We start from the raw sequence: 24,810 nt of genomic DNA, 5'->3' as shown, positions 1-24,810 counted from the left end.
ACTTTATGCGCGTCAAACTGACAGCCAAACATCCGCGTCCCACCTCGGCGACGCGCTCACCGGTTCGAACCGGCACGACCACCGGGCGCAAGCCTGCTCGCGCGCCGGCGCCGGAAGAGGCGCATCCGAGGCGCGCGTCCCAGCCGACGACCGACAAGCGGGGCGATGCGCCCCGCGAAGCGCGTGCGTTCAAGCCGCGTGGCGACGATTCGCGCCCTGCGTCTGGCGAGCGAGGCCCGCGCAAGTCGTTCGAAGGTCGGCCGCCGGCGCGTGGCGAGCGTCCAGCGGGCAGCGACGAACGTCGTCCGTTCAAGCCGCGCGGCGACGATTCACGTCCTGCGTTCGGCGAGCGCGGTCCGCGCAAGTCGTTCGAAGGTCGGCCGCCGGCGCGTGGCGAACGGCCAGCGGGCAGCGACGAACGTCGCCCGTTCAAGCCGCGCGGCGACGATTCACGTCCTGCGTTCGGCGAGCGCGGTCCGCGCAAGTCGTTCGAAGGTCGGCCGCCGGCGCGTGGCGAACGGCCAGCGGGCAGCGACGAACGTCGCCCGTTCAAGCCGCGCGGCGACGATTCACGTCCTGCGTTCGGCGAGCGCGGTCCGCGCAAGTCGTTCGAAGGTCGGCCGCCGGCGCGTGGCGAACGGCCAGCGGGCAGCGACGAGCGTCGCCCGTTCAAGCCGCGCGGCGGCGACGATTCGCGTCCTGCGTTTGGCGAGCGAGGCCCGCGCAAGTCGTTCGAAGGCCGGCCGCCGGCGCGTGGCGAGCGTCCCACGGGCAGCGACGAACGTCGCCCGTTCAAGCCGCGTGGCGACGATTCGCGTCCGGCGTTTGGCGAGCGAGGCCCGCGCAAGTCGTTCGAAGGTCGGCCGCCTGTACGCGGCGAACGGCCAGCTGGCAGCGACGAACGTCGTCCGTTCAAGCCGCGCGGCGACGATTCACGTCCCGCGTTTGGCGAGCGCGGTCCACGCAAGTCGTTCGAGGGCCGGCCGCCTGTACGCGGCGAACGGCCAGCGGGCAGCGACGAACGTCGCCCTTTCAAGCCGCGCGGCGACGATTCACGTCCCGCGTTTGGCGAGCGCGGTCCGCGCAAGTCGTTCGAGGGCCGGCCGCCGGCACGCGGCGAACGCCCAGCGGGCAGCGACGAACGTCGCCCTTTCAAGCCGCGCGGCGACGATTCGCGTCCCGCGTTTGGCGAGCGCGGTCCGCGGAGATCGACTGACGATCGCCCATTCAGATCGCGCGAGGATCGGGCGCCGGGCGCGCGTCCGCCACGTCGTGACGACGATCGGCCATTCGCGAAACGCGACGATCGAGGCGAAACGCGCACGCCGGCAATGAAGCCCGCGACCGGCGCTTCGGCACCCGGCGCCGAATCCGCGCCGAAGCACCGCGATCACAACGACGGCCTCGTGCGTCTGTCGAAAGTGATGTCGGAACTCGGCCTCTGCTCGCGCCGCGAGGCCGACGAATGGATCGAGAAAGGCTGGGTGCTTGTCGACGGAGAAGTCATCGACACGCTCGGCACGCGCATCCGTCCGACGCAGAACGTCGAAATCCTGCCCGCGGCGCGTTCGGCGCAGTCGCAACTCGTCACGATCCTGCTGCACAAGCCGGTCGGCTACGTGTCGGGTCAGGCGGAAGACGGCTACGAGCCCGCGGTCACGCTCATCAACCCGGCCAATCACTGGGAAGAGGATCGCTCGGGCATCCGTTTCGCGCCGGGGCATCTGCGCACGCTCGCGCCAGCGGGCCGTCTCGACATCGATTCCACCGGACTTCTCGTGCTGACACAGGACGGCCGCATCGCGAAGCAACTGATCGGCGGCCACTCGGAAGTCGATAAGGAGTACCTCGTGCGCGTGCGCTTCGGCGAGCACACGGTCGATGTCGAGCAGCACTTGCCCGCAGAGAAGCTCGCGCTCCTGCGTCACGGTCTCGAACTCGACGGCGTGCCGCTCAAGACGGCGCAAGTGAGCTGGCAGAACGGCGAACAGCTTCGCTTCGTGCTGCGCGAAGGCAAGAAGCGGCAGATTCGCCGGATGTGCGAACTGGTCGGGCTGGATGTCGTCGGTCTGAAGCGCATCCGCATGGGCCACGTCACGCTCGGCGCGCTGCCGCCCGGCCAGTGGCGCTACCTCGGCCCGAACGAAACTTTCTGAGCAAGAAGCCGCACACAGTCCGCCCGCACGTCCGTAACGTGCGGGCGAGCGCGTGTTGCGTCGCAAAAATACGACGTTCCAGCGAAAAAATCGGCACGATGCAGCCCCGGTCGTGCCTTTTCATTTTCAGCCGCTTTTTGACTAAAGAAAATGAATCGTCGATCCGATACACCTGTCAGGCGGATGCGCGCCACGCGCGGCCTCGTCGCTCAGGCAGACGGAAGCAGAATCAGCAGCATTGAACGGCATTGATGGATGGAGAAATGGCCATGTCAGTTGAGATCATCGTTCGTGAGACCGGAACCGGTCTGGAGATCGTGAGCGGCCGGCGACGGCTCGAAGCCCTGCTCGCCCTGCGCGACGAAGTCGTCGTGATGAGCCCCGGCGTCGGCGAAATGGTCATCGCCCGCCTTCCCGATGGGCGCCTCCAGGCATCCGCGAATCCGGAGCACGTCGCCCTGTTCCGTCAGCCGGAAATCAGCGGCAGCTCGAAAACGTTGGCGTAAAAAAGCCGCTTCTGCCGAAGCGGCCTTCCGGTGATTTCCTCGCGGTTCGAACTGCGTAGCGTCAGTCGTCGCGCGCCGGGTCAAGCCCGGGAAAGAGCACCTCCGTGAAGCCGAACTTCGAGAAATCAGTGATGCGCATCGGATAGAGCTTGCCGATCAGATGGTCGCACTCGTGCTGCACGACGCGCGCGTGAAAACCCTCGGCGAGCCGCTCGATGGCATTGCCGTACTGGTCGAAGCCCTGGTAGCGGATCATCGAAAAGCGCTGCACCGCACCGCGCAGGCCCGGCACGGACAAGCACCCTTCCCAGCCCTCCTCCATGTCGTGCCCGTTCGGCGTGATGATCGGATTGATGAGCACGGTTTCGGGCACCGACGGCGCGTCCGGATAACGCTCGTTCTGCCCGAAGCCGAAGATCACCACCTGCAGATCGACGCCGATCTGCGGTGCGGCGAGGCCCGCGCCGTTGGCGTCGCGCATTGTGTCGAACATGTCCTGCACGAGCGCGTGCAGTTCGGGCGTGTCGAAATGCTCGACCGGCTGCGCGATACGCAAAAGCCGCGGATCGCCCATCTTCAGGATTTCGCGAATCATGGAGTGACTCCTTCCAAAAGCTTACGCATGCCGTCTTCGTCGAGAACAGGAACACCGAGTTCCTCAGCTTTCGCGAGCTTGCTGCCCGCTTCCGCACCCGCCACGACGTAGTCGGTCTTCTTTGACACAGAGCCGGCCACTTTCGCCCCGGCCGCCTCGAGCATTTCTTTCGCTTCTTCGCGCGCGAGCGTGGGCAGCGTACCCGTCAGCACGACGGTCTTGCCGGCCAGCACGCCTTGCGGCGCCTTGGGCGCAGGCGGTCCTTCCGGCCACGACACGTTCATGCGCAATTGCTCGATCACGTGCTGGTTGTGTTCTTCGCTGAAGAAGTTGTGAATCGCTTCCGCAACGATCGGGCCGACATCGTTGACTTCGAGCAGTTCTTCCACGGATGCCGCCATGATCGGATCCAGCGAGCCGAAATGCTTGGCCAGATCTTTCGCCGTCGATTCGCCCACGTGCCGGATGCCGAGCGCGTAGATGAAGCGCGCGAGCGTCGTCTTGCTCGCTTTCGCCAGCGAATCGATCAGATTCTGCGCGGATTTGTCCGCGAAGCGGTCGAGCGCGGCGAGTGTCGAGAAGCCGAGATTGAAAAGGTCGGCGGGCGTGCGCACGAGGTTCTGGTCGACCAGTTGGTCGATGATCTTCTCGCCCAGCCCGTCGATATCGAGCGCGCGGCGCTGTGCGAAGTGCCAGAGTGCCTGCTTGCGCTGTGCCGGGCAGAAGAGCCCGCCCGTGCAGCGCGCGATTGCCTCATCCGGCAGACGCTCGATTTTCGAGCCGCAGACGGGGCATTCCGTCGGCATGACGAATTCGCGCGCATCGGCGGGACGGCGGTCGAGAATCGCGCCGACGACCTCGGGAATCACGTCGCCCGCCCGGCGCACCGTGACCGTATCGCCGATGCGGATGTCCTTGCGCCGGACTTCGTCCTCATTGTGCAGCGTCGCGTTGGTGACCGTCGCGCCGCCGACGAACACCGGCGCAAGACGCGCGACCGGCGTGATGGCTCCCGTGCGGCCGACCTGCACGTCGATGGCGAGCAATTGCGTCAGCGCTTCCTGCGCCGGAAACTTGTGCGCAAGCGCGAAGCGAGGCGCACGCGACACGAAGCCGAGCTGGTCCTGCTCGTCACGGCGATCGACCTTGTAGACGACACCGTCGATGTCATACGGCAGCTTGTCGCGCTTCTCGCCGATCTTGCGGAAAAAACCGAGCAAGCCGTCCGCGCCCTCGACCACCGCGCGCTCCGCGTTCACGGGCAAGCCCATTTCCTTGTACCAGTCGAGCAGCGCCGCGTGTGTGGCAGGCATCTCGGCGCCTTCCAGCACGCCGATGCCGTAAGCGAAGAACGACAGCGAACGTTGCGCGGTCATCTTTGGGTCGAGCTGGCGCAAGCCGCCCGCCGCCGCGTTGCGCGGATTCGCGAATTCACGCTGCCCCGCGTCGCGCTGACGCGCATTCAGGCGCTCGAAGTCGCGCTTGAACATCAGCACTTCGCCGCGCACGTCGAGCCGCTTGGGCACGTTCTTGCCTTTCAGCGTAAGCGGAATCGAGCGGATAGTGCGCACGTTCGCGGTGACGTCCTCGCCAGTCGCACCGTCGCCGCGCGTGGCTGCCTGCACGAAATGGCCGTCGTCGTAACGCAGCGAAATGGCGAGGCCGTCGAACTTCAGCTCGCACGCGTAATCGATCGGCGTGTGACCCAGCGCGTCGGACACGCGCTTGTCGAACGCGACGATGTCCTCGTCCGCAAAACCGTTGTTGAGCGAAAGCATAGGCACGTCGTGGACGACCGGCATGAAGCCCTCGGCCACTTCACCGCCCACGCGCTGTGTGGGCGAATCCGGCGTGATGAGATCCGGGTGATCGGACTCGATGCCCTGAAGCTCCTTGAAGAGCGTGTCGTACTCTGCGTCGGGCAGATCCGGGTGATCCAGCACGTAATACGCGTAATTCGCGCGCTCAAGTTCCGAGCGCAGCCACGCCGCGCGCTCGGCCGGACGATCGGCGCTCGGCACGGCGGCTTCCGACCTGGCGGAAACGGCGGACTCGGCTTTTGTTTTTCGGGACATGCGGCTTCGGAAAAGTGGATAACTCAGTCAACCGACCGTTCGATTGTCTCAGAAGATCGGTAAATCGTGGCGTCGGCCGGATGGCCTAAGTGCGGGCCTCGGTGCGTCAGCACGCACGCAAAGAAAAGCGCCCCGGCCGGGGCGCGATTTCTTGCAGCGAGCGCGCATTGCGAGCCGCGCGCGTCGAACGCCTACTGGCTGAAAAGACGCCGCGTCGCGGGCGAGCCGGCCGGCATCCCCGCCTGCTCAAGCTTCGCATAAAGCGTCATCAACTGCTTTTCGATGGCGAGCAGCGCGGATTCGGGCAGCGGCCGCCGCTGATCGTCGACGACACGCGCGCCGATACGCTCCGAAAGCGACTTCGCGTAGTCGCACATCAGGCGAAAGGGCAGGATGTCCTCGTCGGCGACAGGCACATCGAGCACCAGCGTGATCATCTGGCCGCCCTTGTACGTGAGGTCGTCACGCAGGAAGTTGGTGTCGCCGAACTGGAGCATGAAGACGGGATTCTGCTTCGCGTCGAGCTTCACGAAACGCGTGCCGTCGCGTGAAAGCAGGAGTCCGTCCTGCGACGCCACCGCCTGCACGTAGTTCGCGGACCACGGCGCGCCGTCGGAGAGGATGTTGATCGAAAGCTGCGCGTCGCATTGCGCGGCGAACGCGTCGAGCTCGCGCGCCATGCCGACGGTCTCCATCATGTCGGGGAACTCGGGCGCGCCGTCGATGGCATCGGCGAGGCGCTGCACGCCCGTCACGAACTCGGAGAATTCGAGCTCGTTGAGCGGGCCGCTGCGGTTCGCGAGTTGCGCGGCCGCGCGCAGTTCATCATAGCGCACGCCGTTGCGCGGCAGTTCCCAGGCGGCCTCGCCCTCGGCCTTGCCTTCGATCGTGACGGGTTTCGTGCCCGCCCGACGCAGACGCTGCGCGAGCGGAATCACTCGATCGCCCGCGACCGGCGCGGCGAGCCGGATCGGCACGACGCAGTCGATGCGCCGATCCACCACCGCCGGCGGCGCCGACGAAATCGTCGTCGCGGCGGGCATCACGGGCTCGGTGCGTTCATCGTCACCGTCGATTTCGGTTTCCTGCGCGGCGCCATTGGCGGACGTCGCCTCGGCCTGCAGATCGACGGCCGTGTCGGCAGGCGCGACCGGCGGCGCCGGATTCACGCCGCCGAAGCTCGGTTCCACGCGCGCATCGCGCGGTTTGTCGTCGGCGCCCTCGACCTCGCCCGAGACCGGCTCCCGCCGCGACTGGCGCACGGGCTCGATGAACGGCTGTTCGTCGTCGGTTTCGTGGCGCGCAAGCGCATCGGCCGCTTCATCGGGCATCGGACGCGGCATCTTGCGACGCACCTTCGCGCTCTGCCACGCGTTGTACACGACCACGCCGCCCACCACCACGGCTCCGGCTCCAATCAAACCGAGTGTCAACTCGTCCATGCAGGCTCCATCATTCTTTAGATTACGAAGCGCCGCGCGATCTGTCGCACGCATCGCGCCGCGTTCCGGCTTGTCGCCGCCGCCTGGCCGATGCGCGCCACTCCGCGCCTTGACGCACGCTGCCGGATCACTGTCCGGCCCTTCATTCAATCGAAACTTTTGCGAACCGCGATGCTTCAGCCGTTCTGCGCAAAACCCGCCGCGGCTTCCATGTCCACCGCGACGATGCGCGACACGCCCTGCTCCTGCATCGTCACGCCGATCAGTTGCTGCGCCATTTCCATCGCGATCTTGTTGTGCGAAATGAACAGGAACTGCGTCTTGGCCGCCATCGCGCGCACGAGGTTCGCGAAGCGTTCCGTGTTCGCATCGTCGAGCGGCGCGTCCACTTCGTCGAGCAGACAGAACGGCGCGGGATTCAACTGGAACATCGCGAACACGAGCGCGGTCGCGGTGAGCGCCTTCTCGCCGCCCGAAAGCAGGTGGATCGTCGAATTCTTCTTGCCGGGCGGCTGCGCCATCACCTGCACGCCGGCGTCGAGGATCTCGTCGCCGGTCATGATGAGCTTCGCCTGCCCGCCGCCAAAGAGACGCGGGAACAGCTCGCCGAAGTGACGGTTCACCTCGTCGAACGTGCCTTGCAGCAGTGCGCGCGTTTCCTGGTCGATCTTCTGAATCGCGTCTTCCAGCGTGCCGATGGCGTCGTTCAGATCCGCCGACTGCGCATCGAGGAAGTGCTTGCGCTCGGTCGCCGCCGCGAGCTCTTCGAGCGCGGCCATGTTGACGGGGCCAAGCGCGGTGATCGCGTTGTTCAGGCGCGTGACCTCGCCTTGCAGATAAGACGGCTTCATGTCCGGCGTGAGCTTCGCGGCGAGCTCGGCTTCATCGACGCCCGCTGCCTGCAATTGTTCGACGAACTGCTCGCCGCTGATACGCGCGGCCTGCTCCTTCAACTGCAATTCGTTGATCTTGTCGCGCAGCGGCTGCAGCGAGCGTTCGGCCATGAGACGCTGCTCGTCGGCCTGACGCAGACGCGCGGTGAGATCGTCCAGTTCGACGCGCGCCGCATGCAAAGATTCCTCGCGCGCCGCGCGCACTTCGAGCGCGTCCTGCAGACCGGTCTGCGCCGTCTGCTCGTTGATGGTTTCGAGTTCGGCGCGGGCGTCTTCCAGCGTGCCGGCGATGCGCTCGCTCTGATCGTGCGCCGTGTCGATGTTGCGCCGGTACTCGTCGATCTTCGCGGACAGGCCGCGCACGGCGAAGCTTGCATCGCTCGCGGCGCGCTCGAGTTCGCGCAGTTCGTGACGCGCATTCGTCAGTTCTTCGTCGAGCGATTCGAACGCGAGCTGGTTGTCTTCGAAACGCGCCTGCAATTGCGCGATCTCGCCATCATGACGCTCGAACGCGGCTTCCGATTCGGCGCGCAGCGCGCGCTGCTCTTCGATCTGCGCGGCGATCTCTTCCAGTTCCTCGCCGATTTGCGTACTACGCTGCGTGTAGCGTTCGTGCGCCTGCGCGAGCTTCAGCACGTCGAGCTGCAATGCGTGGACGCGCTGCGTCGCGCGCTCCGCCGCCGCGCGCGCCTCGGCGAGCGTCTGCGAGCCTTGCGTGTGCGCGGCATCGGCGCGCACGGCGTTGGCTTTCGCTTCGTCGGACAGCAAGCCTTGAGCGCGCACCTGCTTCGTGAGGTTCTCGATTTCCTGAGCCCGCGCGAGCATGCCCGACTGCTCGGAATCCGACGCGTAGAGCTGCACACCCACGCGCGTCACGATGTGCCCCGCTTTCACGACGAACGCGGCGCCCTCCGGCAACTGATTGCGCGAGGCCAGCGCCTGCGCGATATCGTCGACGATGAACGTCGTCGCGAGCCATTCGTTGAGCACGGCGCGCAGACCCGGATCGTCGATGCGCACGAGCGACAGCAGCGGGCGCAAGCCCTCCGGCGTCTGAACCGGCTTGCCCGCGACGGGCGGCGAATAGAACGCGAGCTTGGCGGGCGGCGCATCGGTGGCGAACGCCTTGACCCAATCCAGATTCGATACTTCGAGCGCGGCAAGACGCTCGCGCAACACGGATTCGAGCGCCGCTTCCCAGCCGGGCTCGACGTGCAGCTTTTTCCACAGACGCGGCAGCGCGCCGAGCTCGTGCTTGTCGAGCCACGGCTGAATCTTGCCTTCGGTCTGCACGCTTTCCTGAAGCTGCTTCAACGCGGCGAGGCGCGCTTCGAGCTGGTGAATCTGCGCGCTTTCCTTCTGAACGCGCTCCTGCGCTTCGCGGCGCTCAGCGTCCAGGCGCGGCACCGTTTCCTGCGCATCGGCGAGGCGCGCTTGCGCTTCGGCAAGAATCTCTTCGTTTTCGGCGAGCTGTATGCGCAACTCTTCGAGATGCGCCTCGTCGGGCGCGTCCAGCCCGCTCGCTTCGCTCTTGAGCCGCTCCTGGCGCTGCTGCAATTGTTGAAGCTGCTGATCCGCGTTGCGCTGATGCGCCGCTTCGAGCTTGAGCGCCTGCTCCGCGCGCGCGATGCCCGCGCGCTCTTCGTTCAGTTGCGTCTGGTGATCCCGCCAGCGGGCTTCGAGCGCGGGCAGCGCGTCGTGCTTCGCGGCGGCGGTATCGGCTGCGATCGCGGCTTTTTCCTCGCCTTCGGCAAGCGCTTCGGTCGCGGTGTCGATCTCGTCGCGCGCCTTCTGCGCCTGCGCCTGCCATTGCTCGCGCTGCGCGGTGAGCGCGGCGATCTGCGCCTGCACGCGATTGCGCGACTCGACGATGAAGCGGATCTCCGCCTCGAGCCGGCTCACTTCGGCATTGGCTTCGTAAAGAGAGCCTTGCGCGCCCTGCATCGCGTCGCTTGCGCTGTAGTGCGCGACACGCAGCGTTTCCAGTTGCGCTTCGACTTCACGCAGACGCGCGGTCTGCGCCTCGAGCTCGACCTGCGCCTCGCGGATCGCGCGCTGCTGGCGTTCGGCTTCGTTGCCCGCTTCCTTCTTGCGCAAGAGCCACAGCAGACGCTGTTTCTCTTCGCCCTCGGTCTGCAGTTCCTTGTACTTCGTCGCGACGACCGCCTGCGCTTCGAGCTTCTCGAGATTGGTCGACAGCTCCCGGACGATGTCCTCGACGCGCGTCAGGTTCTCGCGCGTGTCATGCAGACGGTTCTCGGTCTCGCGACGGCGCTCCTTGTACTTCGACACCCCGGCAGCTTCTTCGAGGAACACGCGCAGCTCTTCCGGCTTCGCCTCGATGATGCGCGCGATCATGCCCTGCCCGATGATCGCGTAGGCACGCGGGCCGAGGCCCGTGCCGAGGAAGATGTCCTGAATGTCGCGGCGGCGCGCGGGCAGATTGTTGATGTAGTAGCTGGAGGTGCCGTCGCGCGTCAGCACGCGTTTCACGGCGATTTCGCCGTAGCTGCTCCACTGGCCGGCGGCGCGGCCGTCGGCGTTATCGAATATGAGTTCGACGCTCGCCCGGCTGCCGGGTTTGCGCGCCGTCGAGCCATTGAAGATCACGTCCTGCATCGATTCGCCGCGCAACTCGGAGGCGCGCGATTCGCCGAGCACCCAGCGCACGGCATCGATGATGTTGGACTTGCCACAGCCATTCGGTCCGACCACGCCGACGAGCTGGCCGGGGACCTGGAAATGCGTGGGATCGACGAAGGACTTGAAGCCAGCGAGTTTTATCGAGGTCAGACGCACGGCGATATCGCTGTTTGGAATTGATGACGGAGGATAGATGGCAGACGAGCCGCATTGCGGCGCGTCGATCGCATTCGGTCACGCAACGCGACGACGCATGCGTGTCCCGGCGAAGCGGACACCATCATACCATCGCGCGAGTCGATTTCTTTTTGCTTTCCGGCGCCTCTTCTACGATGTCGAGCGCTTCGGGCGCGGGAGGCGAGCGCGCTGCGCCCTGTCGATGCACCCACGCCGACAGCACGCACGCCACGACGATGCACGCGCCGCCCGCCCATTCGCGCGGGCCGGGCACTTCGCCTGCGAACAGCCACGCCGAGAGCGCGGTGACGACGAGCTCGAAGAGCATGATGATCGACGCGCGATTGGCGGGCACCCGCGCGAGCCCGACCTGCACGATCATGTTGTTGCCCGCGAGCACGACGCCCAGCCCGATCACGATAAACGTCACCGTGGGCAGGAGCGCGGCGGCGGGCGGCGCGGGCATCGGCTCGAACAGCGTGACGACAGACGCGATCAGCGCCGCGCCGCCGAAGATCACGGCCGTGCGCATCTCGGGCTTCATCGCGGGCAGGATGCGCGTGACCTTCACGACAAGCACGTTGCTCATCGCGAAGCCCATGCCGCCGACGAGACCCGCCCATTCCGCGAGATCGGCGGGCAACGGCACGCCGAGCTCGGGCGACCAGAGCATCGTCACGGCGCCCGCGAGCGAGAGCAGCGAGAGCGCCGCATCGGCGCGAGTCAGGCGTTCTTTCAGGATGAAGTGCGCGAAGATCGCGGTCCACGCGGGCGTCAGATAGAAGAGCAGCAGCACGCGCATCACCTGGCCGTGGATCGCGCCCCACACGAAACCGATATTGGTCACGCCCGCCGCCACGCCTAGCCCGACGAGCAGCCAGTGCCAGGAGAGCGTACTGATCGAGCGGCGTTTGGCGAGCAGCACGAAGACGCACGCGGCGGCGCTCGTCGTCGCGCTGGCGGCCGTGCCGGAGAGGCCCATCGCGGCGAGCATGCGCATCGGGTACCAGACGAGGCCCCACACCGAGGCGCCCAGCATGATCGCGAGCGTCGGCCATGCATTGCGCAGTCCGCGGGTCATGCCGGCGCCCCGCCCATCATGCCCTTTTCGAGCTTGTTCATTCGTGTCTTGTCCTTCGTGCCGCGCGCCGCTGCCCGCTTTCGAGCCAGGGGCGCGCGCTATAATCGTCCGCTTGCTTCGCGTCCGTTCGATGTCTTTCGATGCCTTCCTCGCAGGCGCTTTACTGCCTCGCGCGCATCGCTCACTGCTTACCGGTCACGCCGTGAATCCACTTCTCAAGAAACTTCAGCCTTATCCCTTCGAAAAGCTTCGTGCGCTCTTCAAAGGCATCGAGCCTCGCGCCGGATTCACGCCGATCAGCTTCGGCATCGGCGAGCCGAAGCATCCGACGCCGCCGCTGATCCGCGACGCGGTGATCCATGCGCTCGACGGTCTCGCCTCTTATCCGGCGACGCTCGGCAGCGAGCCGCTGCGCGCGGCGATCGCGGCATGGGTGATGCAGCGCTACGGCCTCGAATCGATCGATGCGGCGACGCAGGTCCTGCCCGTTTCCGGCTCGCGAGAAGCGCTCTTCGCGCTCGCGCAGACCGTGATCGACAGTCGTACGACGAACGCCGCCGAACCGCCCATCGTACTCTGCCCGAACCCGTTCTATCAAATCTACGAAGGCGCAGCCCTGCTCGCGGGCGCCGAGCCGTACTTCGTCAACAGCGATCCCGCGCGCAATTTCGCGTGCGACTATTCGGCGGTGCCCGAGCACATCTGGGCACGCACGCAACTGCTCTACGTGTGCTCGCCGGGCAATCCGACCGGCGCGGTGCTCACGCTCGAGAACTGGCGCGAGCTCTTCGCGCTGTCAGACAAGCACGGCTTCGTGATCGCGTCGGACGAATGCTATTCGGAAATCTATTTCGACGAGACCAATCCGCCGCTCGGCGGCCTCGAAGCGGCGCGGCTGCTCAATCGCGGCTTCGAGCGTCTCGTGATGCTCTCGAGCCTGTCGAAGCGATCGAACGTGCCCGGCATGCGCTCGGGCTTCGTCGCGGGCGATGCGTCGATCCTGAAGGACTTCCTGCTCTACCGCACCTATCACGGCGCGGCGCTGTCGACGGTGTTTCAGCGCGCGAGCGTCGTCGCGTGGCAGGATGAAACGCACGTGCGCGACAACCGCGCGAAGTATCTGAAAAAATTCCAGACAGTCACGCCGATGCTCGCCGACGTGCTCGACGTGCGCCTGCCCGACGCCGCGTTCTACCTCTGGGCGAACGTTTCGGGCACCGGGCTCACGGATACCGAGTTCGCGGCGCGCCTGTACGCCGACTATAATGTGACGGTTCTGCCGGGCTCTTTTCTCGCTCGCCTCGCGCACGGCACGAATCCCGGTGAAGGGTTCGTGCGTATCGCGCTCGTGGCCGAGACCGGGGAATGTGTCGAAGGAGCCCGCCGCATCGTCGAATTCTGCCGCTCGCTCAAGTCCTGACGCACATCGAGCGTCGCCGGTCCAATCCTCCATCCTTGATATCACTATGTCGCAACAACTTCAGAGCATCATCGATACCGCCTGGGAAAACCGCGCCGAGCTTTCGCCCAAGGCCGCGCCCGCCGAAGTCCGCGAAGCCGTCGCGCACGCAATCGAGCAACTCGACCGTGGCCAGATGCGCGTCGCCGAAAAACGTGACGGCGACTGGGTCGTGAATCAGTGGCTGAAGAAGGCCGTGCTGCTGTCGTTCCGCCTGGAAGACAACGCGCCGATGCCCGCGGGCGGCTACTCGCAGTTCTACGACAAGGTGCCTTCGAAGTTCGCGAACTACACGGCCGAAGATTTCGCGGCGGGCGGTTTCCGCGTCGTGCCGCCGGCCATCGCGCGCCGCGGCTCGTTCATCGCGAAGAACGTCGTGCTGATGCCGTCGTACACCAACATCGGCGCGTATGTCGACGAAGGCACGATGGTGGACACATGGGCCACCGTCGGCTCGTGCGCGCAGATCGGCAAGAACGTGCATCTGTCGGGCGGCGTGGGCATCGGCGGCGTGCTGGAGCCGCTGCAGGCGAACCCGGTCATCATCGAGGACAACTGCTTCATCGGCGCGCGTTCGGAAGTGGTGGAAGGCGTGATCGTCGAAGAGAATTCCGTCATTTCGATGGGCGTGTATCTCGGCCAGTCGACCAAGATCTATGACCGCGAAACCGGCGAAGTCAGCTATGGCCGCATTCCGGCGGGCTCGGTCGTCGTCGCGGGCAATCTGCCGTCGAAGGACGGCTCGCACAGCCTGTACTGCGCCGTGATCGTCAAGAAGGTCGACGCCAAGACGCGCGCGAAAGTCGGCCTCAACGAACTGCTGCGAGGCGACTGATCGTGGCGCGCGGTTCCACTCCGACCACCGTCGTCTACGGCATTCCGAATTGCGACACCGTGAAAAAAGCGCGCGTGTGGCTGGAAGAGCACGGCGTGCCGTTCGAGTTTCACGACTTCAAGAAGGCCGGCGTGTCGAATGCGCTGATTCAGGACTGGCTGAAGGACGTGCCGCTCGACCAGCTCATCAACAAGCGCGGCACGACGTGGCGCGGCTTGTCCGACGTGCACAAGGCCGAAGCCGATACGACCGGCGGCGCGATCGCGCTGATGATTCACAAGCCGTCGATCATCAAGCGGCCGGTCGTCGTCGTGAACGGGCGCGTGAAGACGCTCGGGTTTTCGGCCGAGCAGTACGAAACGCTCTTCGCCTGAGCGAACGCGATGACTGTGAACTCGACGGTCATCGCAGGATTGCTACGAGTGCCGGCCTGCGCGCCGGCATTTTTTATCGCACCGACCTAATACGACCATGTCCGCGACCCTTTCCCTCACCGAAGCGCTGATCGAACGCGCATCCGTCACGCCCGACGACCAGGCTTGTCAGGCGCTCATGATCGAGCGGCTTGCGGCGATCGGCTTCGAATGCGAAACAATCGAATCGGGCGGCGTCACCAACCTGTGGGCCGTGAGGCGCGGCACGGACGCATCGGCCAGACTGCTCGCGTTCGCCGGCCACACCGATGTCGTGCCGACGGGTCCGCTCGAACAATGGACCTCGCCACCCTTCACACCGACGCATCGCGACGGCAAGCTCTTCGGCCGCGGCGCGGCGGACATGAAGGCGTCGCTCGCGGCGTTCGTCGTGTCGAGCGAAGAGTTCGTCGCAAAACATCCGGAGCATCGCGGAACGCTCGCGTTTCTCATCACGAGCGATGAAGAAGGCCCCGCGACCGACGGCACGATCAAGGTCGTCGAAGCGTTGAAGGCGCGTGGCGTGCGGCTCGATTACTGCATCGTCGGCGAGCCGACCTCGAACGCCACGCTCGGCGACATGGTCAAGAACGGCCGGCGCGGCTCGATGACAGGCAAGCTCGTCGTCAAGGGCGTGCAGGGGCATATTGCGTATCCGCATCTCGCGAAGAATCCGGTGCATCTGCTCGCGCCGGCGCTTGCCGAACTCGTCGCCGAGCGTTGGGACGACGGCAACGAATACTTCCCGCCGACGACCTGGCAAGTGTCGAACCTGCACTCCGGCACGGGCGCGACCAACATCATTCCCGGCCACGCCGATCTGATGTTCAACTTCCGCTTCTCGACGGCGAGCACGGTCGAGAGCCTGCAAAGCCGTGTGCGCGCGATTCTCGACAGGCACGGCCTCGACTACGATCTGACATGGATCGTGAGCGGCCTGCCCTTTCTCACGCCGCGCGGCGCGCTTTCGGATGCGCTCGAAAAAGCCATCGTCGATGAAACCGGCGTGCGCACCGAACTGTCTACCTCGGGCGGAACGTCCGATGGACGCTTCATCGCGCAAATCTGCGATCAGGTCGTGGAGTTCGGCCCGCCCAACGGCACGATCCACAAGATCGACGAGCATGTCGACGTGCGCTTCATCGAGCCGCTCAAGAACGTGTACCGGCGCGTGCTCGAAGCACTGATCGCCTGAATTCAATCTCACAATAACAAGGAGCCTTCAATGGCGCTGCCCTTCACCACCGTGCGCGACCTGCTGCGCTTCGGCGTCTCGCGTTTCACCGAAGCAGGCCTGTCGTTCGGCCACGGCTCGGCCAATGCCTACGACGAAGCCGCGTATCTGATCCTGCATACGCTGCATCTGCCGCTCGACACGCTCGACCCGTTCCTCGACGCGCGCCTGCTCGACAACGAAATCGACGCCGTCATGAAAGTGATCGAGCGCCGCGCGAAGGAGCGCATTCCCGCCGCGTACATCACGCAGGAAGCGTGGATGCACGGCCGCCGCTTCTACGTCGACGAGCGCGTGATCGTGCCGCGTTCGTTCATCGGCGAGTTGCTGCAGGACGGCTTGCAGCCGTATGTCGCCGATCCGGATCAGGTCACGCGCGTGCTCGAGCTGTGCACCGGCTCCGGCTGTCTCGCGATCCTCGCCGCGCAAGCCTTCGAAAACGCCGATGTCGATGCCGTCGACATCTCGGCCGATGCGCTCGCGGTCGCGCGCCGCAACGTCGACGAATACGGGCTCGACGCGCGCGTGAGCCTCTACGAAGGTGACCTGTACGCGCCGCTGCCGCCGGCGCGTTACGAGGTGATCATCACCAATCCGCCCTACGTCAACGCACAGGCGATGCAGGCGCTGCCGGAAGAGTACCGGCACGAGCCCGAGCTCGCGCTCGCGGGCGGCGCGGATGGCATGGACGTCGTGCGGCGCATCGTGCGCGACGCGCGCAAGTGGCTGACCGAAGACGGCGTGCTCGTCGTCGAAATCGGCAACGAGCGGCCGAACGTGGAAGCCGCGCTCGGCGGTCTCGATCTCGTCTGGCTCTCGACGAGCGCCGGCGACGACAACGTGTTCCTGATCCAGGCCGCCGATCTTCCGGCGTGAGCCTTCCGCTCAGGCGAACGTTGCGGCGCACGCGCGGCAACGTTCGCTAACACTTCGCGGGAAAGGGTTGGGTAATATGGCAACTCGCCAATAGCGAGGCCCTTCGCTCCTCCCCGCGTCTATGCAAGCATCCGACTGGCTACACCTCGGCACGCTCGTGATGGCCGCGCATGTGCTCGGCGTGATCGCCGCCATCCATGCCGTCATCAACACTCGCACGTCACAAGGCGCGGTGGCGTGGGCGGTGTCGCTCGTCGCGATGCCCTACTTCACGCTGATTCCCTATCTCTTCCTCGGCCGCAGCAAGTTTGCGGGCTATATCGACGAGCGTCGGCTGGAGATCGAGATCCTGCGCAGCCGCTCGAAGCCCGCCGAATGGGACTCCGGCGCACGCAGCGATGCGCCCGAAGCCGCTGCGCTCGTCGATGCCACCGGCGTGCGCGGCGAAATCGCGCCGGGACCGGCGTCCTATCTCGGCAATCCGACGATCCGCACCTTGCAGCGACTTTCCGGCATGCCGTTTTTGCGCGGCAACTCGGCGCGCGTGCTCATCAATGGCGACGCCACGTTCACGGCTATCCTCGAAGCCATAGCCGCAGCGGAACACTATGTGGTCGTGCAGTTTTTCATCGTGCGCGCCGACGCGCTCGGCGAATTGCTCAAGGACGCGCTCATCAAGAAAGCCCAGGCCGGCGTGCGCGTGTATTTCCTGTACGACAGCATCGGCAGCTTCGACCTGCCGCATCGCTACGTGAGCGCGCTGCGCGCGGGCGGCGTCGAGGCGCATCCGTTCGCGGCCACCCGCAAGTTCGTGCACCGTTTCCAGATCAACTTCCGCAATCATCGGAAGATCGTCGTGGTGGACGGCAAGCGCGCGTTCGTCGGCGGGCACAACGTCGGCGTCGAATATCTCGGCGGCAATCCGCGGCTCTCGCCGTGGCGCGACACGCACGTGGAAGTGCGCGGGCCGGCGGTCGCGAGCATCCAGTTCGTGTTCACCGAAGACTGGTACTGGGCGACGCAGCGTCTGCCCGAACTCGGCCCCGCGCCGCATTCGGACGAGAACATGCACTGCATGGTGCTGTCGAGCGGTCCCGCCGACAAACAGGAGACCTGCTCGCTCTTTTTCGTCGAGGCGATCAACGCGGCGCGCGAGCGCATCTGGATCACATCGCCCTATCTGATTCCCGACGAAGCCGTATTTTCGGCGCTCAGGCTTGCGGTGATGCGCGGCGTGGACGTGCGCATCCTGATTCCGAGCCGTCGCGACCATCGCGTGGTCTTCGCGGCATCCCGGCTGTATGCGTACGACCTCGTTCAGGCGGGCGTGCGCATCTTCCGCTACAGGCCGGGCTTTCTGCATCAGAAGGTCGTGCTCGTCGACGACATCGCCGCGTCGATCGGCAGCGCGAATCTCGACAACCGGTCGTTTCGCCTTAACTTCGAAATCACGGTGCTGACGGTCGATCGCGCGTTCGCGAGCCAGGTCGAATCGATGCTGCTCGCCGACTTCGCGGATTCCTTCGAGATCGACAGCAACGACTACCGCGGCAAGACGTTCTGGCTCCGCATGGCGATGCACGTCGCGCGCCTTTTCTCGCCGATCCTCTGAACGCGCGCGCCGCTCAGAGCAGTTTCTCGATGTCGTCCGTGATCGATTCGGGCTTCGTCTGCGGCGCAAAACGCTTGACGACGCTCCCTTTCCGGTCGACCAGGAACTTCGTGAAGTTCCATTTGATGGCCTCGATGCCGAGCAGGCCGGGTTCCTTGTCCTTCAGATACTTGTAGAGCGGATGCGCGTTCGCGCCGTTCACCTCGATCTTGGCGAACATCGGAAACGTCACGCCGTAGTTTTTCTCGCAGAACGCGCCGATCTGCCCCGCGTCGCCCGGTTCCTGCTTGCCGAACTGGTTGCACGGAAAACCCAGCACCTCGAAACCGCGCCCCGCAAATTGCTGATAGATCTCCTGCAAACCCTTGTACTGCGGTGTGAAACCGCATTCGCTCGCCGTATTCACGATGAGCAGCACCTTGTCGCGGTAGATGTCGAGACCGACGGTCGCGCCGTCGAGTGTTTCGGCCGAAAAGCCGTAGATGCCTTCGTTGGCTGCGCTCATGGCGTGCTCCGCGAAATGAAGTCGGTGAATGATAGGCGATGCTAACCCGGCGCGCGTTCGCCTGCCATCGGCCGAACGGCCGACCCCTGCCTCGCAACCGGTCCAGTCTAAAATAGCGCTTTCCCTCAAAGCCGCGCCCTTTTCGCCGCCAATCCGACGTGATCCGCTTCAATCAGTTCAGCCTGTCCCGCGGCACCAAGCCGCTCTTCGAAGACACGAGCTTCACGCTCAATCCGGGCGAGAAAGCCGGTCTCGTCGGCGCGAACGGCGCAGGCAAGTCCACGCTCTTTTCCGTGCTGCGCGGCGAGTTGCACGCGGACGGCGGCGATTTCTCGATGCCGCCGTCGTGGCGCATCGCGCATGTCGCGCAGGAAACGCCCGCAGTGGACCGCAGCGCGCTCGACTACACGCTCGATGGCGACACGCATCTGCGCGAGATCGAAGCGCGCATCGCGGCGGCCTCCGCCGCGCACGAAGGCGCAGCCGAAGCGGAAGCCCACGCCGCCTTCGCGGACGCCGACGGCTACACCGCGCCCGCGCGCGCCGAAACGCTGCTGCTCGGCCTCGGCTTCACGCTTGAGCAGACGCGCGAGCCGGTAACGAGCTTTTCGGGCGGCTGGCGCATGCGCCTGAATCTCGCTCAGGCGCTGATGTGCCCGTCCGACCTGCTGCTTCTCGATGAGCCGACCAACCACCTCGACCTCGACGCCATCGTCTGGCTGGAAGACTGGCTCGGCCGCTATCCGGGCACGCTCGTCGTCATTTCGCACGACCGCGAGTTTCTCGATTCGGTCTGCAATGTCACGCTGCATCTCGAGAATCGTCAGGTGAAGCGTTACGGCGGCAATTACAGCCAGTTCGAAGTGCTGCGCGCGCAGCAGATCGCGCTGCAGCAGAGCGCGTATGAAAAGCAGCAGAAGACCGTCGCGCATCTGCAGAGCTTCATCGACCGCTTCAAGGCCAAGGCGACCAAGGCGAAACAGGCGCAAAGCCGGGTGAAGGCGCTGGAGAAGATGGAGCTGATCGCGCCCGCGCATGCGAGTTCGCCCTTCACGTTCGAATTCCGCGAGCCCGATGCCGCGCCCAATCCGATGATGGTCATGGAGAGCGTGCGCTGCGGCTATCACAACGATGCAGGCGACGAGATTCCGATCGTCGAGGGCGTGACGATGTCGATCCAGAACGGACAGCGCATCGGGTTGCTCGGCGCGAACGGCCAGGGCAAGTCGACGCTCATCAAAACGCTCGCGCAGACGCTCGAACCGCTCTCTGGCGGCGTCCGGCAGGGCAAGGGCCTGAAAATCGGCTATTTCGCGCAGCATCAGCTCGAAACACTGCGCCCCGACGATTCGGCGCTTGCCCATCTCGCGCGCCTCGCGCCCGACACGCGCGAGCAGGAACTGCGCGATTTCCTCGGCAGCTTCAACTTCTCCGGCGACATGGCGACAGCGAAAATCGCGCCCTTCTCGGGCGGCGAGAAGGCGCGGCTCGCGCTGGCGCTCATCATCTGGCAGAAGCCGAATCTGCTGTTGCTCGACGAGCCGACCAACCACCTGGACCTCGAAACGCGCCACGCTTTGACGATGGCGCTCGCGCAATTCGAAGGCACGCTGATTCTCGTGTCGCACGACCGGCACCTGCTGCGCGCGACGACCGATACCTTCATGCTCGTCGCGAAACATCGCCTGAGCCCGTTCGACGGCGATCTCGATGACTACCGCGACTGGCTCCTGCAACACGCCGCCGAGACGCGCGCGGCGGCAAAGGAAGCCGGCGGCGCGGCATCGGGCGACGCGCAGGACGGCGGGCTCAATCGCAAGGAACAGCGTCGGCAGGAAGCTCAGGAGAGGCAGAAGCTCGCGCATCTGAAGAAGCCGCTGCAGTCGCGCATCGCGAAAATCGAGAAGGAGATGGAGAAGCTCAACGCGGAGAAGACGCAGCTCGATGCGTTCGTCGCCGACCCGGTGAGCTACGAAGCCGCCATGAAGGCGAAGCTCACCGAGACGATCCGCCGTCAGGGCGAAGTCAATGCGCGCCTCGAAACGCTCGAAATGGAGTGGCTGGAAGCGCACGAGGAACTGGCGCAAATCGGCTCATAACCGGAGATCGACGACTTGACGCCTTCTCTCACCGGCCTGCGCGTGCTGGATCTGACGCGGCTGCTTCCCGGTCCCGTCGCCACCTTGCGTCTCGCCGAACTCGGCGCGGACGTGCTCAAAATCGAGCCGCCTGGTGAAGGCGACTACGCGCGCACGATGCTGCAAACCGAAGCCGACCGGCAAAGCGGTACGCCGAGCGCGTTCTATCGCATCGTCAATCGTGGCAAGCGGCAGCTCACGCTCGATCTCAAGACCGACGAAGGCCGCGCGAAGCTCATCGAACTCGCGCGGGACGCGGATGTGCTGGTCGAGAGCTTCCGCCCTTCGGTGATGGCGCGCCTCGGCGTCGGCTATGACGTATTGCGCGAGGCGAATCCGAAGATCGTCTATTGCGCGATCACGGGTTTCGGCAGCGACGGTCCGTTCGCGCACAAGGCCGGTCACGATTTGAACTACATCGCCTATGCGGGCGTGCTCGATCAGCTCGCGACGCGCGACGGCACGCCCGTCGCACCGGGTTTTCAGCTGGCGGATCTGCTCGGCGGGGCACTCTCGGCCGTCATGGAAATACTCGCGGCGGCGTGGCATGTCGCCCGCGGCGGCGAAGGGCGCTGTCTGAACGTGTCGATGACGCACGCGACGCACGCCCACAACGTGATGGCGCACATCGCGCTCGCCAGCGCCAATGAATCGGGGACGCGCGCCGGCGCGGGCCTTCTGAACGGCGGCGTGCCCTGTTACGACGTATATCGCACGCGCGATGACCGCTTCGTCGCGGTCGGCGCACTGGAACTGAAGTTCTGGCAGACGTTGTGCGAGGCGCTCGGCCGCCCCGACTGGGCGACGCGGCACTGGAGCCTCGGCCAGGCGATCGGCGGCGCGGATGCGGCGGAATTGTCGGCGGAGCTTGCCGCGCGCTTTCGCGAACGCACGCGCGACGAATGGATGACTCTGCTGGAGCCGCTCGATTGCTGCGTCGCGCCTGTGCTCACACCCGCCGAAGCGGCGGCGCATCCGCTCTTTCGCCGCGACGCAACCTGAAAAGCGGAAAGCCTACCGCCGAGGCAAGACCTGGCGCGGCTGGTGTTCGTCGTCGATGAGCACGTGCTTGCGGCCCGTCACATGCTGGCGAATGGTCGCGACGACTTCGTCCTCGGTGATGTCGGCCGCGACGACGCGGCGCGAGATCTGCCCTTGCTCGTCGATCCATTCGACAATTCGGCAACCGCTTCCCCAAGGCTGCTGAAGCGGCGCGGAAACGCGGCATCCGCGCAGATGGAACGCGGGCTTCGGCCGGGTTGATTTGGCGTGTTTCAATGCGTGGTCCTCTCGATCCTTCCGGTCACTTCGCTTCTTGCGCCGCCTTTTAGCGAAGTTGGCCGCGAACTTACCCTAATGAGGTAGCCCTGCAAGGATAGAAAAACCGCGCATCGCTTGGGTTACATTGCGCAACCGGATTCTTACGCCGCGTTACGAAGGGTCCGATCAACCGGTCATTCAAGGTCGCGAACCCGGTCGATCGCTTCCTCGATACGGTCCACCGCGACCACCTTCAGACCGTCGATCGCCTGTTTCGGCGCGTTCGCCTTCGGAATCAGCGCCATTGAGAAACCGAGCTTCGCGGCTTCCTTCAGGCGGTCCTGACCGCGCGGCGAGGGCCGGATCTCGCCCGCCAGGCCTACTTCTCCGAATGTGATGAGGCCCTTGGGCAGCGGCTTGTTGCGCATCGACGAGTGAATGGCGAGCAGCACGGCCAGATCGGCGGCGGGCTCGGTGATCTTCACGCCGCCGACCGCATTCAGGAACACGTCCTGATCGAAGCACGCGATGCCCGCGTGCCTGTGCAACACCGCCAGCAAGAGCGCCAGCCGGTTCTGCTCGAGACCGACCGCGAGCCGGCGCGGATTGGGCACGTGCGCCGTATCGACGAGCGCCTGCACCTCGACCAGCAGCGGCCGCGAGCCTTCCTGCGTCACGAGCACGCACGAACCCGGGACACTCTGCTCGTGCTGCGACAGGAACAGCGCCGACGGATTCGCGACGCCGCGCAAGCCTTTTTCCGTCATCGCGAAGACGCCGAGCTCGTTGACCGCGCCGAATCGATTCTTGAACGCGCGCACGAGCCTGAACGACGAATGCGTATCGCCCTCGAAATACAGCACCGTATCGACGATGTGCTCGAGCACGCGCGGCCCCGCGAGACTGCCCTCCTTCGTCACGTGACCGACCATGATGATCGACGTGCCCGTCTGCTTGGCAATGCGCGTCAGTTGCGCCGCGCACTCGCGCACCTGTGCGACCGAGCCGGGTGCGGACGTCAGCGCCTCCGAGTAGATGGTCTGGATGGAATCGATCACAGCGACTTCCGGGCGGTGCTCGTCGATCGTCGCCTGAATTTTTTCGAGCTGGATTTCCGCCAGCAGCGCAAGATCGCCCGCCGCGCTCGCGTCGCCGATCAGCCCGAGGCGCTGCGCGCGCAACGCGATCTGCGCGCCGGACTCCTCGCCGCTCACATAGAGCGCGGGCCGCTCGCGCGCGATCTCGGCGAGCGATTGCAACAGAAGCGTCGATTTGCCGATGCCCGGATCGCCGCCGATCAGAACCACGCCGCCCGGCACCAGCCCGCCGCCGAGAACACGGTCGAATTCACCGACTCCAGTCGTGAAGCGCGGCACGTCCGACGCCTCGATTTCGGCGAGCTTTCGCACCGGCGAACTCTTCGCGAGCGCCTGAAAGCGATGCGCGGATGCCGCCTGTTCCACCGATTCCACCAGCGTGTTCCACGCCCCGCACGCGGCGCACTGGCCGGTCCATTTCGGCGCCTGTCCGCCGCATTCGCTACACGTATAGAGCGTTTTTGCTTTTGCTGCTTTCGCCACACAGAGCCTTGCTTCGAATTGCGTTAATGATGCTGAAAGAGTTACTCCGCGCGCACCGGCACGCGCTGCGCGATCGCGCACATGAGTTCATAGCCGACGGTGCCCGCCGCACTGGCAACGTCGTCGATCGGCAGATTCGCGCCCCACAGCTCGACGCGCGAGCCGATGCCCGCGCTGGGGCACGGGGTGAGGTCGACCGTCAGCATGTCCATCGACACGCGGCCGACGAGCTTCGTCCTCACGCCATCGACGATCACGGGCGTGCCTTCCGGCGCCACGCGCGGATACCCGTCCGCGTAGCCGCACGCGACCACGCCGACGCGCATCGGCGCGTTCGCCGTATAGGTGGAGCCATAACCGATGCTGCTTCCCGCGTCGACGGTCTGCACGGCAATCAGCTCGGACTGGAACGTCATCGCGGGTTTGAGCCCGGTGCCGGCGATGTCGGCGGTGACGCCCGAAGGCGACGCGCCGTAGAGCATGATGCCCGGCCGCACCCAGTCCACATGCGCGTCCGGGTGCCACAGCACGGCCGCCGAATTGGCGAGGCTGCGTGCGCCCGCAATGCCTTCCGCGCCGCGCTCGAATGCCTCCAGTTGATGCGCAATGCCGCGCGGGCCGTCGGCATCGGAAAAATGGGTCATGAGCGTGATCTGGCCGACGCCCTGCACGGCGCGCGCCCGCTCCCACGCGGCGCGAAATTTCTCCGGCGTGTAACCGAGGCGGTTCATGCCGCTGTTCATCTTCAGCTGGATGTTGATGGGCTTCGAGAGGCGCGCCATTTCCAGCATGCGCAACTGCTCGTCGCAGTGAACGGCCGTGGTCAGGCTGTAGCGGTCGATTACGTCGATGTCCGTGGGCCGGAAAAAGCCCTCGAGCAAAAGAATCGGCCCCGCCCAGCCCAGTTCACGCAACTTCGCGGCTTCTTCGAGGTCGAGAAGGCCAAAGCCGTCCGTCGCGCGCAACCCGGGGAACGCCCGGGCGAGTCCGTGGCCATACGCATTGGCCTTGACGACGGCCCAGATCTTGGATTTCGGCGCGTACTTGCGTGCAATGGCGAGGTTGTTGGCGAGTGCGGCGGTGTGAATCGTTGCAGAAAGGGGGCGAGGCATGAGCGTTTGGTGGAATTGCAGTGAGTGCGGTCAAAAAGGTGAGCATACGACAGCGGGACGCGCCGCGCTGCTCCGACCGGGACGCCTTGCGAATCAGTATGTTATGAGGAATCTCAGGCACGAACGTGTCATTTCTCGCCCGATCGAGATTACTGCTAGTCAGAATGCGCCTATTTTCGTGTTATAAAGCCGTGCGCACAACCCATTTCGAAAGGCAT

The 24,810-nt window shown here is 65.4% G+C and carries 19 protein-coding genes; 10 read left to right on the top strand and 9 right to left on the bottom strand.

Going from position 1 to position 24,810, the window contains the following annotated elements; all coding sequences use genetic code 11:
• Window positions 1-5 precede the first annotated feature (5 nt).
• Both NCT32_RS05995 and NCT32_RS05990 read left to right on the top strand, forming a co-directional pair.
• Window positions 6-2,156, top strand: coding sequence for a pseudouridine synthase (locus tag NCT32_RS05995; protein WP_250490002.1), 2,151 nt, complete (start codon window positions 6-8; stop codon window positions 2,154-2,156).
• A gap of 269 nt (window positions 2,157-2,425) precedes the next feature.
• Entirely contained in the window at window positions 2,426-2,662 is a 237-nt protein-coding gene (locus NCT32_RS05990) for a hypothetical protein (protein WP_143756312.1), read from the top strand.
• 61 nt (window positions 2,663-2,723) lie between these two features.
• Here the strand turns inward: NCT32_RS05990 and def are convergent, their stop codons facing one another.
• The 5 genes from def to NCT32_RS05965 form a co-directional block, all read right to left on the bottom strand.
• The gene (gene def / locus NCT32_RS05985; protein WP_035503534.1) at window positions 2,724-3,257 is read right to left on the bottom strand and encodes a peptide deformylase; all 534 of its coding nucleotides are present in this window, start codon (window positions 3,255-3,257) and stop codon (window positions 2,724-2,726) included.
• The gene (ligA, locus tag NCT32_RS05980) at window positions 3,254-5,332 is read right to left on the bottom strand and encodes an NAD-dependent DNA ligase LigA (RefSeq protein ID WP_061117573.1); all 2,079 of its coding nucleotides are present in this window, start codon (window positions 5,330-5,332) and stop codon (window positions 3,254-3,256) included. Before ligA ends, def begins: the two co-directional genes overlap by 4 nt.
• 191 nt (window positions 5,333-5,523) lie before the next feature.
• Window positions 5,524-6,774, bottom strand: coding sequence for a cell division protein ZipA C-terminal FtsZ-binding domain-containing protein (locus NCT32_RS05975; protein WP_061117574.1), 1,251 nt, complete (start codon window positions 6,772-6,774; stop codon window positions 5,524-5,526).
• 176 nt (window positions 6,775-6,950) lie between these two features.
• Complete coding sequence (gene smc / locus NCT32_RS05970; RefSeq protein ID WP_061117575.1) at window positions 6,951-10,466, bottom strand: chromosome segregation protein SMC; 3,516 nt, start codon at window positions 10,464-10,466, stop codon at window positions 6,951-6,953.
• A gap of 124 nt (window positions 10,467-10,590) precedes the next feature.
• Window positions 10,591-11,568, bottom strand: coding sequence for a DMT family transporter (locus NCT32_RS05965; RefSeq protein WP_061117576.1), 978 nt, complete (start codon window positions 11,566-11,568; stop codon window positions 10,591-10,593).
• A gap of 202 nt (window positions 11,569-11,770) precedes the next feature.
• On the opposite strand from NCT32_RS05965, the gene dapC reads away from it, so the two are divergent.
• The 6 genes from dapC to cls all read left to right on the top strand — a co-directional run bounded on the left by dapC (window position 11,771) and on the right by cls (window position 17,997).
• Window positions 11,771-12,988, top strand: a complete 1,218-nt coding sequence (gene dapC / locus NCT32_RS05960; RefSeq protein ID WP_061117636.1) for a succinyldiaminopimelate transaminase — start codon at window positions 11,771-11,773, stop codon at window positions 12,986-12,988.
• Between the two features lie 46 nt (window positions 12,989-13,034).
• A complete protein-coding gene (gene dapD, locus NCT32_RS05955) occupies window positions 13,035-13,862 on the top strand; it encodes a 2,3,4,5-tetrahydropyridine-2,6-dicarboxylate N-succinyltransferase (RefSeq protein ID WP_061117577.1) in 828 nt (275 codons plus the stop codon).
• A gap of 2 nt (window positions 13,863-13,864) precedes the next feature.
• Entirely contained in the window at window positions 13,865-14,236 is a 372-nt protein-coding gene (locus NCT32_RS05950) for an ArsC family reductase (protein WP_061117578.1), read from the top strand.
• Window positions 14,237-14,333: 97 nt separating this feature from the next.
• On the top strand, window positions 14,334-15,470 hold the full coding sequence (gene dapE, locus NCT32_RS05945) for a succinyl-diaminopimelate desuccinylase (RefSeq protein WP_061117579.1): 1,137 nt from the start codon (window positions 14,334-14,336) through the stop codon (window positions 15,468-15,470).
• A gap of 30 nt (window positions 15,471-15,500) precedes the next feature.
• Entirely contained in the window at window positions 15,501-16,385 is an 885-nt protein-coding gene (prmB, locus tag NCT32_RS05940; RefSeq protein ID WP_061117580.1) for a 50S ribosomal protein L3 N(5)-glutamine methyltransferase, read from the top strand.
• A gap of 121 nt (window positions 16,386-16,506) precedes the next feature.
• Complete coding sequence (gene cls, locus NCT32_RS05935) at window positions 16,507-17,997, top strand: cardiolipin synthase (RefSeq protein WP_061117581.1); 1,491 nt, start codon at window positions 16,507-16,509, stop codon at window positions 17,995-17,997.
• Between the two features lie 13 nt (window positions 17,998-18,010).
• Here cls and NCT32_RS05930 read toward each other — a convergent pair whose 3' ends face one another.
• Complete coding sequence (locus tag NCT32_RS05930; protein ID WP_061117582.1) at window positions 18,011-18,502, bottom strand: glutathione peroxidase; 492 nt, start codon at window positions 18,500-18,502, stop codon at window positions 18,011-18,013.
• Window positions 18,503-18,660: 158 nt separating this feature from the next.
• Between NCT32_RS05930 and NCT32_RS05925 the strand changes: the two genes are divergently transcribed.
• Entirely contained in the window at window positions 18,661-20,601 is a 1,941-nt protein-coding gene (locus NCT32_RS05925) for an ATP-binding cassette domain-containing protein (RefSeq protein ID WP_061117583.1), read from the top strand.
• Between the two features lie 15 nt (window positions 20,602-20,616).
• Window positions 20,617-21,642 carry a CaiB/BaiF CoA-transferase family protein gene (locus NCT32_RS05920; RefSeq protein ID WP_061117584.1) on the top strand — a complete coding sequence of 342 codons (1,026 nt, stop codon included), beginning with the start codon at window positions 20,617-20,619 and terminating at the stop codon, window positions 21,640-21,642.
• 12 nt (window positions 21,643-21,654) lie between these two features.
• Here the strand turns inward: NCT32_RS05920 and NCT32_RS05915 are convergent, their stop codons facing one another.
• The 3 genes from NCT32_RS05915 to alr all read right to left on the bottom strand — a co-directional run bounded on the left by NCT32_RS05915 (window position 21,655) and on the right by alr (window position 24,592).
• Window positions 21,655-21,918, bottom strand: coding sequence for a DUF2866 domain-containing protein (locus NCT32_RS05915; RefSeq protein WP_061117585.1), 264 nt, complete (start codon window positions 21,916-21,918; stop codon window positions 21,655-21,657).
• A 176-nt stretch (window positions 21,919-22,094) separates the two neighbouring features.
• Window positions 22,095-23,480, bottom strand: a complete 1,386-nt coding sequence (radA, locus tag NCT32_RS05910; RefSeq protein WP_061117586.1) for a DNA repair protein RadA — start codon at window positions 23,478-23,480, stop codon at window positions 22,095-22,097.
• A gap of 41 nt (window positions 23,481-23,521) precedes the next feature.
• Window positions 23,522-24,592, bottom strand: coding sequence for an alanine racemase (alr, locus tag NCT32_RS05905; protein WP_061117587.1), 1,071 nt, complete (start codon window positions 24,590-24,592; stop codon window positions 23,522-23,524).
• Between the last annotated feature and the right edge of the window lie 218 nt (window positions 24,593-24,810).

Source organism: Caballeronia sp. INML2 (genome assembly GCF_023631365.1).
Lineage (GTDB): Bacteria > Pseudomonadota > Gammaproteobacteria > Burkholderiales > Burkholderiaceae > Caballeronia > Caballeronia turbans.
The sequence above is the reverse complement of the archived record's forward strand: the minus strand, read 5'-3'. Positions and strand labels throughout refer to the sequence as shown.